Here is a 16,917-nt window from a genome sequence, read left to right on the forward strand (position 1 = left end):
GGTCCTTGCCTAGTTGCGCGACGATGTGCTTGTAATGCCGTCCCATCCTGCTAATCGTCTCCGCTTGAAACAATTTGGTGCTGTATTCGATGCTGCATTCGATCGTCCGCCCGTTTTCGTCCGCATTCAGCGTCAAATCGAACTTGGACAGACCGCTCTCCCGCGGGATTGGAGTTAACCGGAGGCCGCGGATCGCCGCTTCGGCTTCATCGTCCGCATGATTCATATTGAACACGACGTCAAACAACGGGTTGCGGCTCGTATCCCGCATCACCTGCACCTTATCGAGCAGCGCTTCGAACGGATAGCTTTCGTTCTCATAGGCTTCAAGCGCGTTTCGCTTGACTTCCTCCAAAAATTGTAAATACTGTTTTTCTCCCGTCACTTGATTCCGCAGCGCAAGCGTATTGACGAACATTCCCATGATGCCTTGCAAATCGGGATGCGGCCGGCCGGCCGTCGGGCTTCCGATCACGATATCTTCCTGTCCGCTGTACTTGGCCAGCAAAATATAAAAGGCTGACAGCAGCACCATCTGCGTCGTGCTCCCCGTCTCCCGGGCGATGCTCCGCACTTGTTCCGCTTCCGCTTCATTCAGGGAGAAGCTTACGCAGCTCCCCTCGAAGCTCTGCATGGCGGGGCGCGCAAAATCATACGGCAGCTCGAGCACAGGAATCTCGTCCTTGAATTGCTCAAGCCAATACGCCTCTTGCCGGCTCATGCTTTCCGACTGCAGGAGCTTGTTTTGCCAAGCGGCAAAATCTTTGTACTGGATGCGAAGCGGCTCCGGCTCCCCGCCGTTGTACAGCTTCTCAAATTCACGCATCAGCAGCCGGACGGATACGCCGTCGCTGACGATATGATGCATATCGACCATAAGATACGTCCGCCCGCGGCTGTGAACAAGCTCCGCCCGGAACAGCGGCGCCCGCCCCAAGTCGAAGGGCCGGATGAAGTCCCGGATCAGCGTGTCGATGTCCCGGTCGTTCTCTTCCCGTATGCCCATCCGAAACTCGAGACCGTCATGAATGCTTTGCATGATGACGCCCTGCCGGTTTTCGAAGGAGGTGCGCAGCGACTCATGCCTCGAAACCAACGCCCGGAAGATCGCTTCGATGCGTTCCGCATCGAAGTCGCCTTCTACTTCGCAGACCGCCGGCATATTGTAGGCAGTGCCTTTTTCGATCTGCTGGACCATAAACATGCGTTTCTGGGCGGAGGAGGTTTCGCACCATTCCTGCGCTTCGCACGGCTCGATCGTTTCGTACGCGCTTTCGTGTCCGAAATCCCGGCCCGCCTCGATATAGCCGCTCAGTTCCCGGATCGTCGGATGCAGAAACAAATCCTTGAGCGCCAGCTTGACGTTCATCTCCTTGTGGAGTTTGCCGATCAGAATCGTCCCTTTTAAGGAATGCCCTCCGAGATCGAAAAAATCCTCATCGATCCCGATCCGTTCGACTCTTAAGACATCGCTCCAGACGTCCGCAAGCAGCGCCTCGATTTCATTTCTTGGAGCTGCATATTCCTCCCCCCGCGATCCGCGCAGATCCGGCTCCGGCAAAGCTCTCCGGTTTATTTTTCCATTGGGCGTCAGCGGCATGCGGTCGAGCCGGATCACGTGCGCGGGCACCATAGAATCGGGCAAGCTCTTTTTTAACCAGGCTTTGACGGCAGACGCAGACACACCCGGATTTCCTGTAAAATAAGCGGTTAAATCATTCTCCTGCTGTTCGTTCTTCCGGACCAGCACAACAGCCTCCCGCACATCCGGGTGGGCCAGCAGCCGGTTCTCGATCTCCCGAAGCTCGACGCGAATCCCTCTGACCTTCACTTGATTATCGATTCTTCCCAGAAACTGAATGTTCCCGTCCGGCAGCCATTTCGCCCAATCGCCTGTTTTGTACATTTTTTTCCCGGGCTCAAAAGGACTGTCGATAAACTTCTCGCGCGTCAGCTCCGGCTGCTTCCAATACCCCCGGGCCAACCGGTCCCCGCCGATGCACAGTTCGCCGGGCACGCCGATCGGAACGAGGTCGTGATGCTTATCGACGATAAATACTTTCGTATTCGGGATCGGCTTCCCGATCGGGATGCCGCCGCTGCCGCCCGGCTGAACTTGTCTCAGAATCGTGGTGTCTACGGTGTTTTCGGAAGGCCCGTACCGGTTGATGATTTCAATATCCGGATTGAGCTGCCGCGTAACCTCGACCGCTTTGACCGGCAGCTCTTCGCCGACCAGCGTGACAGCCTTAAGGTGCTTGGTATCTTCCGCACGCAAGTATTCCAATATCGTCAAATAGATCGCCGGCACGCTCGTATAATAGGTCACTGCGCCACGCTTCAGATATTCGGCGATCCGATACGGATTCGCCGATTCCTCGTCGCTCGTCAAAATGACGCTGCTTCCGGAAATCAAAGGGGTGAACAAGGCGGTGACAAACCCGTCAAAAGCGTAGTTCGTCGTAACCAGCGTGACATCGTCGGCTGTAAAGCCATACTCCTGCCGCTCCCAGAGCATCGTCATGCTCAGCGTGCGGTGCTCGACCATCACGCCTTTGGGAGTTCCTGTCGTCCCCGAAGTATAGACAACGTAGGCCAAATGATGGGGGTTTGCGACAACGTCCAGCTTGCCCCCATCTCCTGCAAACAGACTCGGGTCAGCGGCATCCAGCAGCGTTCCGCCGAAGGAAATGCCGCCCGCCAGGCTGCGGGTCGATAGCAGCAGCTGCGCTCCCGTCTCCTGGAGGATGAACTCAATCCGCTCCTTCGGATGCTTCGGATCGATCGGCACATAAGCGCCGCCGGCTTTCAAAATGCCAAGCAGCCCGACGGCCAGCTCCGCCGACCGTTCCAGCAGCACGCCGACGATCGCTTCCGGTTTAACCCCGTTAGCCCGCAGCACCCTTGCCAAAGCATTGGATTGTTCGTTTAACTCCCGGTACGTGAGCTGCCGGTCTCCAAACCGTAAAGCTATACGATCCGGCGTTGTCTCGGCCTGTGATTCGAACAGCTCCGGCAGCGTGTTCTTTTGTTCGCTGTATTCCACCTCCGCAGGATTAAAATCGACAAGGATTCGATTCGTTTCTTCTTCATGAACAAGCCGAATCCGAGCGATGCTTTGATCCGGAGCGGTTATCATTTGGCGGGCGATTTCAACATATTTGGCCGCAAACAGCCGGATCGTCCCGGCCTCAAATAAGCCGGCGTTATAGACGAAGTCGGCTTCGATGGAGCCGTCTTCGTCCTTATGGATGCATAAAGCGAGTTCATTTTTGCCGGAGCTGCAAATGTAGTCGATATCGTCGCGGACATGCAGACGATTCATCGTCAGACTGACGGGGGTCAGATCCATGACCGTTTCGCATACATGAGCCTGCCGCAGGATATGTTCCACATCGGCATACTGGTTCTCGTAAGCGTCCAGCAGGCGCCGCTGCGTCTCTTTGAGCAGTTGCTTCACGGTCAGCTCCCCGCGCAGGCTCGTTTTCAAGGGCAGCACCTTCGGGCCAAACGTTTGCTGCTTGCCTTTGCCCGAAGCGTACGCCGGAACGCCAATGATTCGTTCATCATGGCCCGTGTACTTGTACAGCGCAATATCCAAGGCCGCCAAGAAAACCACATACAGCAGCAGGTCATTGTTTTTCGTAACGGAGTTTAATTGGTGAGCCAGCCCTTCCTCCAAGGAAACAGCCAGGCTTTCGCGTTGATAGGCATGGCTGAGGAAACCATCGTAGCGTATGCCGGTTCTATCGATTTCGTCCAAAGCTAAGCTTGTCCAGTACGTACCGGAGCCTGCTGCATCGTCATAGATAAGGCCGTTGTTTTCCATGTCAAACCTCCGTCCCCTCAATCGTCTTAAAAATCAAACTCGGCGCTCCTCAAGCTGTGGACCTCCGCTTTTTCTTGTAAAATATAGGCTTCCTCCTCTTCGCTTAAACGGCAAAGCTCATGAATCGTTTGAAGAGGATCGGTACATATCCTGCCGATGATATACATCAAATCGACAATCGCCCGCTCGATCGTTTGCCGCTTGAACAGCTGTGTGGAGTAGGTAAAATTCAGCTCGATATTATTGTGGGTTTCGTAACCGGATAACGTTACATCCGCCCGGGTTAAGCCGCTGTCCAACGGAACGGGCTTGAAAAGCAGACCATCCATTTCCGAACCGGTGCCATAGTCAATATTGTTCATATGAAAGATGGCATCGAATAACGGATTGCGGCTCTTATCCCGCCGGACATTCACCTTTTCGATCAGTTGCTCCAGCGGATAGCTCTGATGGTCATAGGCGCGAAGCGAGTTTTGTTTGACTTCTTGCAAAAACGCGCTGTACGTCTTCCCGCTCTGCGGCCGGTTCCGCAAGGCCAGCGTGTTCACAAACATGCCCACCATCGATTGCAGATCGGCGTGCGGCCGCCCGGCGATCGGCAGTCCGACCACAATGTCCTCCTGCCCGCTGTACTTGGACAGCAGTATCGTAAAGGCCGACAACAGCACCATCGGCATCGTCGCTTCCTGCTCCTTCGCCATCGACCGAAGCCGAACGGTCGCTTCCTCCCCGAGCGCGAAGTGCAGCGCCTCTCCCTCGAAGCTTTGCATGGCCGGTCTTTCGTAATCGTATGGCAGCGTCAGCACCGGCACGCCATCCTCGAACTGGCTTACCCAATACGCCTCCAGCTTTTCCATGGCGCCTTCCCGCAGCTGCTTGTTTTGCCATGCGGCAAAATCTTTGTACTGAATCCGCAGCGGCTCCAGCGCTTCGCCATTGTAGAGCCGGACAAATTCCTTGAACAGAATGCTGATGGACACGCCGTCCGAGACGATATGGTGCATGTCGATCAACAAATACGTCTTCCCTTCGCTCTCGGCCAGCTCCGCCCGGAAGAGCGGCGCGCGCTCCAACTCGAACGGACGCACAAATTCGGCGGCGATCGTATGAATATCCGTCCGGCTTCTCCGTCTGAAGGTCATCGCGAATGCCGCATCGGAATCGATCCTCTGCACGATATCCCCGTCCACCGCAGCGAAGGAGGTACGCAGCGCCTCGTGCCGTTGCACAAGCCGCTTCAGCGCCGACTCGATCCGCTCCGCATCCGGCGCCCCTTCCAGCTCGAATACGCCGGGCATGTTGTAGGCCGTGCTCTGCCGGTCCAGCTGCTGCACCGCGTACATCCGTTTTTGCGCCGAGGACGCTTCGTACCACGCTTGCTCTCCGCACGGCTGGATGGCCTCATACGCCTGTACGGCGCTGCCTGCGATATAACCGGCCAGCTCTTGAATCGTCGGCCTCCGGAACAGCTCCCGCAGCGGCACGTCGACCTGAAGCCGCTTATGGATTTCGCCCATCACGATCGTCGCTTTGAGCGAATGGCCGCCCAAGTCGAAGAAATTGTCGTGAATGCCAATTTTGCCGACACCCAGCACGCCGCTCCATATGCTCGCCAGCGTCTCTTCGATGCCGTTTCGCGGCGCCTCATAATAGCCGCTGACGACCAGCCCGCTTTCGTCCGGTACAGGCAGCGCCTTCCGGTTTACCTTCCCGTTGCTCGTGAGCGGGATGCGCTCCAGCTGGACGAGATAAGAAGGAAGCATGTACTCCGGCAGGGTTTCTTTCAAGCGCTGCCTTAGCTTCGCTTTATCGATGTCGGCCCCTTCGTGGCCGACAACGTAAGCGCACAAATAGCTTTGCTTCCGCTCGTCCTCTCTGGCGACGACGACCGCTTCCTTGACCGATTCGCACTCGGTCAATCGGGCTTCGATCTCCCCCAGCTCGATGCGGTAGCCTCTGATTTTCACCTGATTGTCCATCCGGCCCAAAAATTCGATCTCGCCCTGCGGCAGCCAGCGGGCTAAATCGCCGGTTGTGTACATCCGCGTTCCGGCGGCGAACGGGTTCTCCACGAATTTCTCGGCCGTCAGCTCCGGCCGATGGAAATACCCCCTCGCAACGCCGTCGCCTGCGATACATAATTGTCCCGGCACGCCGATGGGAACGAGCTGATGATAGGCGTCCACGATATAAACTTGCGTATTGCCGATCGGCTTCCCGATGGTCCCCCCGGCCGATTCGCCCCGCATGCGCTTCGCGGCGGACCAGATCGTCGTTTCCGTCGGGCCGTACACGTTGTACAGGTTCAGCCCCTCATAGCCTTGGAGCTGGTTCCCCAGCGCAGCAGGCAGCTCCTCGCCCCCGACGAGCACCGTGTCCAGCTTGCCCAGAGCATGCCGGAACGCCGCATGCTCCAGCAGCAGCTTCAGGCGCGACGGCGTGCTCTGCATCGCTTCGATTCCGTGCCGCTCGATCAACGCCGCCAGCAGCGCGCCGTCGGTGCCTTCTTCTTCGCTCGCCACGACGACCTTCATCCCGCGCGTCAACGGAAGCAGCGTTTCCAGACCGAAGATGTCGAAGGAAATCGTCGTGATGCACAGCAAGCTCCCGCACGAGGTCAGCTCCGTTTCCTTCGCCATCGCATGAATGAAATTGTTGACCTGCCGATGCTCGACCATGACGCCTTTCGGGTTGCCCGTCGAACCGGACGTATAGATGACATATGCCAAATCGCCGTACGTATTTACGAGCTCCAAATTGCCGGATTCGCCGCTGTAAAGCTCCTCGTCGGTGATGTCGATAACGGTCCTGCGAAACGCTACCGTATCGGCCAGCTTGGCGGATGTCGCCAGTATCCCAAGCTTCGCATCCTCCAGCATGTACTCGATCCGTTCCTTCGGATGCTTCGGATCGATCGGCAGGTAGGCGCCCCCGGCCTTCAAAATGCCAAGAAGCCCGACGATCATCTCCAAAGAGCGGTCGACCATGAGTCCGACAATCGTATCCGCCCCGACCCCTTGGCCGCGCAGCACACGGGCCAATTGATTGGACTTTTCATTCAGCTCCCGATACGTGAAGGACCGGTCCCCGAACGCAACGGCGACCCGATCCGGCCGCTCTTCCGCCTGCGCCTCGAACAATTGCTGGAGCGTCCTCTCCTGCGGATATTCCATTTTCGTCGCATTGAACGCATCCAGCAGCAGCCGCTTTTCGTCCTCGGTCGTCATATCGATCTGCGAAACCTTCACTTCGCAGTTCCCGGCAACGGCTCCAATAATTTGCTGAAAATGGCGCATGACCTTCGTCGCGCTTTGCCGATCGTACGTCTGTTCATTGTAAGAAAACATGATCTTCAGCTCGTCGCCCGGGAACACCATCACATCCAAATCATAATTCGTCTGCTCATGCACGGTGACCTCGTTCAACGTAAAGCCCAGCTCGGGCTCATGCGAGCCTTGAACCCGATCTTCCACATAATAGTTTTGAAAAATCACGATATGATTGACTAATTGCTGCCTCACTTCCGACATGGACTGAATGTCCGCCAGCGGGTAGTAATCGTACGGAGCCGATTCGAGCGAATCGTTCTGCATGTCTTTTAACAGATCGATAAATCGGGTGTTCCGATCGCTTCTCACCCGTATGGGGATCGTATTGATAAACAGTCCGACCATCTCTTCGATGCCTTCCACATCGGCGTTCCGGCCGGAAACGACGGAGCCGAAAACGACGTCTTCCGCATTGACATACTTTTGGAGCAAAATCCCCCATACGGCCTGGATGATCGTATTCATCGTCACCTGCGCTTCTTTGCCGATGCCCGCAAGCGCCTCCGTCATCGCCCTCTCCACGGTAAACGTCAGCTTTGCTCGCTTGAACTCCCCGCCTTTAGCTTTAAAATTGCCGGGCAGCCGGGCGACCGTATCGTAGCCGGCCACGTAGTCCTGCCAATAGTGCCGCGCTTTGTTTTTAGGCTGCTGCTGCAACCACCGGATATAGTCCCGATAACGCGCCGGTTCCTGCAAAGCGATTTTCCGTCCGTTCCGCAGCGAGCCGTAAATCGCGAAGAAATCCCGGATCACGATGCCGCTGCACCAGCCGTCCATTAAAATATGGTGCGAGCTCCAAATGACTTTGTAGCGTTCCCGGCCAAGCTTGAGTACGGACAAGCGGATTAAGCTGTCCTCGCTAAGCGTGAAGCCCCGCTTCCGGTCGTCCGCTTCAAAGGCTGCGATACGCCAAGCCCGTTGCTCCTCTCCCAACCCGCTGAGGTCCTCGTAATGGAAGTCCGTCGCCCGGCCTTCGAGTATCATTTGCTTGGGCGATTTCAAATTCTCGTGAACGATAACCGTTCTTAAAATGTCGTATCGCTCGAAGAGCCGACGGAAGCTCGCTTCGAACAGCGCGATATCCAGCTCGCCTTCGCTTACAAACGACGTTTGTTCAAAATAAGCGCCGGAGTCCTGATCCAGCAAGGAGTGGAACAGCATGCCTTCCTGCATCGGGGTGAGCGGGTAAATATCTTTTATTTTGAATTTCCGCTCTTGTTCATAGCTCGCTTTCAACGCTTCCAGCTCTTCGAGGTCCAAATCGCCTGCCGAATAGTCCGAAGGTGTCGGCTCGACGGAAGGCCGGCTTCGACAATGCTCCACAATGGCCAGCAGGCTGCGTTTGTACAACGCCGCGACGGCTTCCATCGTGCTTTCGTTATATTTGCCGCTGTTATACCGGATCGTGATTTCGAGGCGCCGGTTTGTGATGATTCCGCTTATATCGATGTCAAACTCCTGCTCCCCTTCCGGACTGACCGAAGGGCCGGCGGATAAAGGGGACATTTCAAAAATGCTGTTGACGAACGCCTCGTCGAACTGCCCCAAGTAGTTGAAATTGATCCGGGGCCTCACCTTATTCCAAATCCGCGCTTCTCCTAAATATTTCAAAATGCCGTAGCCGATTCCTTTATGAGGAACCTGCCTCAAGGTTTCTTTGACACTCTTGATCGAATAAGAAAGCGGACGGTCTTTCCGCACCGGGAGAAGGACCGGATAATACGTCGTGAACCAGCCTACGGTCCGGGTAATATCGATATCCCCCTCCAGCTTCTCCCTGCCATGGCCCTCCAGATTCACAAGCACCTGCTCCCCGGCCGTCCATTCCCCGATGGCGAGTCCCAGCGCCGTTAGCAGGATGTCGTTGATTTCGGTACGGTAGGCTCGATTCGTGTCCTTCAGCAAATGCTCCGTTTCTTCCTTGCTGAACGTCGCGCTCACGCTTTGAACATGTTTAAGCTTGCAGCTGTCCTCCGCGTCCTTCCGGTCCGCAGGCAAGACGGGGAGTTCGGCTTTGTCGAGACGGTCCCAATACGCAAACTCCCGCTGCAGCCGTTCGCTTGCCGCTTGCTTCCGCAAATAAGCGGCCCACTCTTGGAAGGAATTCGTTTTGCTCTGGAACACGATCGGATCTCCGTTCAACGCCTGTTGGCAGCCCAAGGCGAAGTCCTCCAGCAAAATTCGCCAAGACACCCCATCGACAACCAAATGATGGATGGCTATCAATAGGTGGTCCCCGTCAGCCGCTTTAAACAATCCCAATTTCACCAGCGGACCCTTCTCCAGATCGATGCTGCTTTGAATCAGGGCGCACTGCTCCTGAATCGTGTCCGGATCGTCAGGTCCTGGACGATAATCGATTACGGTCAAATCGAACAGCGCCCCTTCGGCAGCCCGGTTCACCTGGACGATCCGGTTGTTTTGTTTGCGGTAAACCATCCTCAGCGCATCGTGGTGGATCACGATGCGTTCAAACACTTGGCGGACGATACCCTCCTGAAATCCTTGACGGCTGTACAGCATGACCGCCTGGTTCCAATGATGCGGGTCGGTAAAGCCTTGCTCGAAAAACATCGTTTGGATCGGCGTAAGCCCGACTTCTCCGGTAACCGCCGCTTGCTCGATGCGGTTTTCATTTTGCGTTATTCTACGGCTTATTTCCCTTACGCTGCCGCCTTGAAACAGCTCCTTGATCTCCAGGCGGTATCCATGCTTTTGCAGCTTGGAGACGATGCGGATCGCTTTGATCGAATCTCCGCCAAGCTCGAAGAAGTTGTCGCCGACGCCCACCCGGCTTACGCCGAGCACTTCGCGCCACACCTCGGCCAGCCTCGCCTCCGCCTCGGTTCCCGGCGCCTCGTATTCGCCCGCCCCTCCCTCGAGATCCGGCTCCGGCAGCGCACGGCGGTCCACCTTGCCGTTGCCCGTTAGCGGCATCCGCTCCAGCAGCGTGAAATACGAAGGCACCATGTAGTGCGGCAGACTCTCCCTCAAGCGGCTCCTGATTTCGGTTAGCGCGGCTTTGTCCGGTCCGACGAGATACGCCGCCAAAACGGTCTCCCGCTCCCGGATTTCCTTCGCCAGAACGACCGCTTCCTTGACGGCCGGATGGCCGAGCAGCTTCGCCTCGATTTCTCCCGGCTCGATTCGGAAGCCGCGCACCTTGACCTGATCGTCGATCCGGCCCAAAAATTCAACGGTTCCGTCCGGCAGCCAGCGGGCCAAGTCTCCTGTCCGGTACATCCGCTCGCCCGGCGCGAACGGGTTGTCTACGAACTTCTCCGCGGTCAGCTCCGGACGGCGAAGATAGCCTCTCGCCACCCCGCGCCCGCCGATATACAGCTCGCCGGTCACGCCAATCGGCTGAACCGCCATCGTCCCGCTTAAAATGTACAGCTTGACGCCCGGCAGCGGCTTGCCGATCGGCAAGCTCCGGTATTCGCGCGGCGCTTGCCCCTCCGTTTGCTCAAAATAACTGGCATCGATGCACGCCTCCGTCACTCCGTAGCTGTTAATAATTCTCATGTCTGCGCCGAAGCGGTCGTTCAATTGGCGGAACTCACCTGCAGGCCATTGATCCGAGCCGACGATCAGCGTCCGCATAAAGCTCATATCCCACCCGTGCTCAAACGCGTCGTTCATCAGAGGAAGGACGAGGGCCGGGGTGGATTCGAAAATGGTAACCCGATGCTCCCGCATTAGCCCGTAAATGGCCGCAGGATCCAGCCTGGCGTCGCCCGGGCACAGGATGAGCTCCCCGCCGTTCAGCAGCGCCCGCACCAGATCGCCGGTAAACACGTCGAACGAAAAGCTTGCCCATTGCAGCAGCCGAACGCGCTCCTCCAGGCGGTACTCCCGCCTCCACGCCTCGGACAGGGCAGCCACCTGCCGATGCTCGACCATGACGCCCTTGGGCTTTCCCGTTGTGCCCGACGTATAAATCACGTACGCCAAATGATTCGGCTCCGCCGCAGGCTCCAGGTTCGCTCCATCCGCATCGTAAGCCTCAGCGTCGTCCAACGCCACGATGTTACCCGCATAACCCGTCCGTTCCTGCAAGCGGCGATGACTCAGCACAAGGAGCTGCGCTCCCGAATCGTCCAGCATATATCGGATGCGCTCCCCGGGGTAATCCGGATCAATCGGGACGTACGCGCCGCCCGCTTTCAATATCCCGAGAATCCCGACAACCATCTCCAGCGAGCGCTCCGCCATAATGCCAACCAAGCCGTCAGGGCGCACGCCTTCGGCCCGCAAGGTACGGGCGAGCCGGTTGGCCTGTTCGTTCAGCTCGCGGTACGTGAGCCGTTCAGCCCGGTACACCACGGCCGCGTGGTCCGGCGTGCGCTCCGCCTGTTCCTCAAACAAGCGATGGATCGTCTTCACCCGCGGAACGTCCGCCAACGTGACGTTAAAATCGTACAAAATCCGGCGCTTCTCTTCCGGCGTAATCATCTCGATCTGCGACACCGGAATTTCTGCATTCGCGACGACCGTCCCGATGACCTGCTCCAAATGGCGCTGCACGCCGGCAGCGCACTCCGCATCGTATACATGCTCGTTGTACGCAAGCAGAATTCTCAGCTCGTCGCCGGGAACGATCGTCACGTCAAGGTCATAGTTGTTTTGCTCGTAGAGCGTCGCATCCGTCACTTTCAACTCCGGATTCGTATTCCAGCGGATCATTGCATCGTCGACATAATAATTTTGGAAGGTCACAATATGATTGACCAGCTTCCGCTTGACCTTCGACAGCGCTTGAATGTCCGCGAGCGGAAAATAATCGTATTTTCCGGATTCCAGCGCCTCCTGCTGCATTCGCTGCAGCAAATCGACAAACCGGGTGCTCTTATCGGTTCTCACCCGCACGGGGATTGTGTTGATGAACAGCCCGACCATCTCGTCGAGCCGGTCCACATCGGCGTTCCGTCCCGAGACGACGGTCCCGAACACGACATCCTCCGCATGAACGTATTTTTGCAGCAGTACACCCCAAACGGCTTGGATGACGGTATTCATCGTCACCTGCGCCTTTTTGCCGATCGTTGTCAATGCTTCCGTCCATGCCTGGTTTAGCGTAAATACGAGCTGGCCCTTTTTGTAGGCTTTACCTTCCGGTGCAGCGTTGCCGGGAATTTGCGCTACCGTCTCGTAGCCTTCCACATACCGTTCCCAGTACCGGGCCGCCTTGCTTTTGGACTGCCGCTGCAGCCACTCGATATACCGCGAGTAAGGTACCGGCGCTTCCAATGCCGGCTCTTGCTGATCCAGGAGAGAGTAGTAAATCGTGAAGAAATCGTTCATGACAATGCCGCCGCACCAGCCGTCCATTAAAATATGGTGCCAGCTCCAGACGATCCGGCACCGCGTTCCGCTCAGCCGGAATACGGTCAAACGGATCAAGGGATCTTCGCTAAGACGGAATCCTGCGGTACGATCTGCAGTTTCAAAGGCCGCGACATAATCCGCACACTTCCCTTCCGGCCATGCGCTCAAATCCTTATAACGGAACCTTGCCTGCCGACCTTCGAGTATGATTTGCTTCGGCGTCCTCAAGCTTTCATGAACGACGGCCGCTTTTAAAATATCGTACCGCTGAACGAGCCGCCGGAAGCTTTCTTCAAACAGCGCGATGTCGGGCAAGCCTTCGACCGTAAACGCTCTTTGTTCAAAATAGGCGCTGGATTCCCCATCCATCAGCGAATGGAACAGCATGCCCTCCTGCATCGGCGTGAGCGGGTATATTTCATTGATTTGAAGCTGCATACCGCTTTCATATTTCGTTTTCAGCGCATCCAGCTCTTCCAGCTCCAGATCGCCCGCCATGTAATCGGAAGGCGTTCGCTCCCCATGAGGTTGGCTCATGCAATGGCGGATGACCGCCAGAAGATGGCGCTTAAACGAATCGGCCAGATTCGTTATGGTCGTTTCGTGATGGCTGCCGCTGTTATAGGCAATCGTCAGGGCGAGCCGATCGTCCGAAATGTCACCGACGATATCGATCTCGTACAAAGGCTCGGCGTTCGGGCTGACGGAAGGACCGCCGGACAGCTTGGACAGCTCGAACATGCCGCTGCGAAGCTCCTCGTCGAATTGCCCTAAATAATTGAAGCTGATTTGCGGCCGGGCCTTCCACGGCTTCGGCTCGCCGAGGTGCTTCAGGATGCCGTAGCCGATTCCTTTATGCGGAATTTGCTTCAGTGTTTCTTTTACCCGCTTGATCGAATAAGCGAGGCTGCTGCCCCGGTCCGCTTCCAAGAGAACCGGATAGTGGGTAGTGAACCAACCGACGGTCCGGCTGATATCGAGCTCCCCTTCCGGCGTTTCTCTGCCGTGTCCTTCCAGATTGACGAGCACCCGTTCTTCGGCCGTCCATTCCTGCACGGCGAGCGTCAGCGCCGTCAGCAAGACGGTCTGGATGTCCGTATTGTAGGCACGGTTCGTTCGCTTTACTAAATCTTCCGTATCGTCCCGGCTGAATTCGATTCGAACCTTCCGCTGCGACGCCGGCTTATGCTTGCCGTCCGCTTCGTTCCACGGCCTGTCGGCCGGCAGCGGTTTCACATCGGCCTGTTCGATCCGTTCCCAATAGGCCGCTTCTTCCTGCAGCCGTTCGCTTTCCGTCAATCTCCGCAAATACGCCCCCCACGCTTGAAAGGAGTCGGTTTTCTCCTGAAAACCGATGCGCTCGCCGTTCAGCGCCTGCTTGCAGCCCAAGACGAAGTCTTCCAACAAAATCCTCCACGATACGCCATCGATAACCAGATGGTGGATGGCAATCAGCAGATGATCCCCTTCGTTCGTCCGGAACAAGCCCAGTTTGACGAGCGGCCCATGCTCCAGATCGATGCTGCTTTGAAGCCGATACCCTTGCTCGCGAATCAGCTCTTCCGCATCCGCCTCCTGACGATAATCCGCCACCATAAAATCGAACAACCGGCCGTCGGCAGCCCGGTTCACTTGTCTGATCCGGCCGTTCCCAGTTGGATAAACCATCCTCAGGGCGTCGTGATGAATGACGATGTGCTTGAATACCTCGCGCACGACGTCTTCCCGAAAGCCGTCCTTGCTGTACAGCATGACGGATTGATTCCAATGGTGCCGGTCGGTGATGCCGCGCTCGAAGAACATCGCTTGAATCGGCGTTAACGCGGCCTCTCCCGTGACGGCCTCTTGCCGGATACCGCTTTTTTTCGCAGTGATTTTACCGCTGACCTCGTGAATGGTGCCGTGGTTGAACAGTTCTTGGACTTCCAGCCGGTAGCCGTATCTCTGCAGCTTGGAAGCGATTCGGATCGCCTTGATGGAGTCGCCGCCCAGGTCGAAGAAGTTGTCGCGAATGCCGACCCGCTCCACGCCGAGCACTTCTGCCCACACATCGGCAAGCCTCGCCTCCGCTTCATTCCTCGGCGCTTCGTATACGCCCGCTCTTCCGCCCATACCGGGTTCCGGCAGCGCCTTCCGGTCGATCTTGCCGTTGCCCGTCAGCGGCAGTTGCTTCAGCTGCGTAAAGTACGGCGGCACCATGTATTCAGGCAAATTGTCTTTCAAGTAGCTTTTGATGTCCGAAATATCCGCCTTGGCGGTTCCCACAAAATAAGCAGCCAAATATTTTTCGTTCCGTTCATTCTCTCTGGCGAGCACGACGGCTTCCCTCACCTCGGGATGACCGAGCAGCCGCGCCTCAATCTCTCCGAGCTCGATGCGGAAGCCCCGGATCTTCACCTGATTGTCCGTTCTTCCGAAAAATTCGATATTGCCGTCCGGCAGCCATCTTGCGAGATCTCCGGTCCGGTACATTCGTTCTCCGGCGTGAAACGGATCTTCCGCGAACTTCTCCGCCGTCAGCTCGGGCCGGTTCCAGTAGCCTCGGGCCAGCCCGTCCCCGGCGATCCACAGCTCGCCGACGACGCCTATCGGCGCCAGGCTGCGTTCTTGATCGAGAATATAAACTCTCGTATTGTGAATCGGCTTTCCGATCGGCAGCGTCTTTTCCCACTGCTCCTTCGGTTCATACTTGTACACGATGCAGCCTACGGTCGCTTCGGTAGGCCCGTATTCGTTAATAAGGTCGACTTTCCCTTGGAACTTGCGGTAAATGCTGTCGGTCAGCGGATAAGACAATTCCTCCCCGCCGACGATAAATTTCGAAATGGCGATATCGTGGATCGGCAATCCGTTAATGACGCTTAAATGGGCCGGGGTGAGCTTCATGATGTCTAACGGCTGTTCCACGATATCTAGAAAAGAAAGCTTGTCGCTCGTATCGTAGACCGTTATTTTTTTGCCCGATAAGAGAGGAACGTAAATCGATGTTACCGTTAAATCGAACGAAATGGAGGTGAACAAAGGAAAATCGCCGATGCCGTTTTGCTGATAGTACGCTCTGCAGAAGCTGATGTAATTGATCAGGGAGCGGTGCTCGATCATGACCCCCTTCGGATTTCCCGTGCTTCCGGACGTATAGATGACATAGGCCAAATTTCGGGAGGAAGCGGCCGTCTCCGGATTGCTGGCGTCTCCGGCGAAGAGACTATCGTCCGTCAGATCGAGGAAGGTTCCCTCGAAGGCGAGCCCGCCCATCAGCTCCGGGGTGGATAGAACGATATCGACGCCGGCATCGCGAAGCATGTATTGTTTCCGCTCGTCAGGGTAGCTGACGTCGATGGGCACATAGGCTCCGCCCGCTTTCAACACCGCCAGCATGGCGACGATCAGCTCTAAAGAGCCGTGGGTCATGACCGCGACAAGGGTATCCGGCCGTACGCCCTTCCTGCTCAGCAGCCGCGCCAGCTGGTTGGCCTTTTCGTTCAATGCTTTGTAGGTTAACGACCGGGTCCTGCACACGACGGCGAGACGGTCGGGCGTCTGGTCCGCCTGTGCCTCGAACAGCTCTTTCACGGTCGCTTCGCGCGGATAGTCGGCGAACGTATCGTTAAAGGTATGCAGGATTTGCCGCTTTTCTTCCTCCTCGATCATCTCAATGTCACGGACGGACCGTTCCAGATCGGCAACGAGCTCGCGGACAATGCGGAGATATCTTGCTCCGAAAAGCTCCATCGCTTCTTCTTTGAACAGCCTGGCATTATAAACGAGTGATACGTCCAAGGAACGGGTCCCCTGCTTGTCCAGACATATGGCGAGCCGATTGTGGGCGGACTGGCTTAAACATTCGATATGCTCCGGCGTATGCAAGGTGTTCAAGGCGATATTGACCGAGGTCAATTCCATCACGTTCCGGCATGTATTCGCGCTTCTCAAGACGTGCTCTACATCGCAATACTGATTGTCATATGCCTTCAGCACGCTTTCCTGCACGGCCTTCAGCAGCTGCTTGACGGTCCCTTCCCCGGAGAAGACGGTTTTCAAGGGAAGGATTTTATTTTTAATGGGATGATCCTCTTTCAGCCTGCCTACATAAGCGGGAATGCCAAGTATATACGCCTCTTGATTGCTGTACCGGGACAATTGAACAACCAGCCCCGCCGCAAAAACGACGAATAAGGGCAGGTCGTGGTGATGGGTCAGCGCGCCCAGCTTTGCAAGCAGCGCCCCGTCGACGGAGAAGGTCGCGATTCGCTTCTCGTACTTGCCTTCGCTAAAAAAATCATGCGGCACTGCGCCCCGATCTACATCGCCAAGTCCCAGACTTTTCCAATATTCACTGGACTGCACGATTTTTTCGCCCGATGACAGTTTCTCACCCTGATTGAGCATATTCACCTTCACCCTCTATCCGATCTTCCGGCCGAACCGGAC

Annotated in this window: 2 protein-coding genes; both read right to left on the reverse strand. The window is 56.5% G+C overall.

Annotated elements, in window-relative coordinates:
- The coding region (locus tag PEH01S_RS21730) for a non-ribosomal peptide synthetase (RefSeq protein WP_127487973.1) at nucleotides 1–3,829 on the reverse strand (3,829 nt) is incomplete at its 3' end.
- 26 nt (nucleotides 3,830–3,855) lie between these two features.
- The gene (locus PEH01S_RS21735) at nucleotides 3,856–16,875 is read right to left on the reverse strand and encodes a non-ribosomal peptide synthetase (RefSeq protein WP_127487975.1); all 13,020 of its coding nucleotides are present in this window, start codon (nucleotides 16,873–16,875) and stop codon (nucleotides 3,856–3,858) included.
- Nucleotides 16,876–16,917: the final 42 nt, after the last annotated feature.

The sequence above is a fragment of the Paenibacillus ehimensis NBRC 15659 genome (genome assembly GCF_004000785.1).
Lineage (GTDB): Bacteria > Bacillota > Bacilli > Paenibacillales > NBRC-103111 > Paenibacillus_G > Paenibacillus_G ehimensis.

What these genes read in the sequence shown, in the direction of transcription:
- PEH01S_RS21735 (WP_127487975.1), bottom strand. Translation starts at nt 16,875, where the DNA reads ATGCTCAATCAGGGTGAGAAACTGTCATCGGGCGAAAAAATCGTGCAG.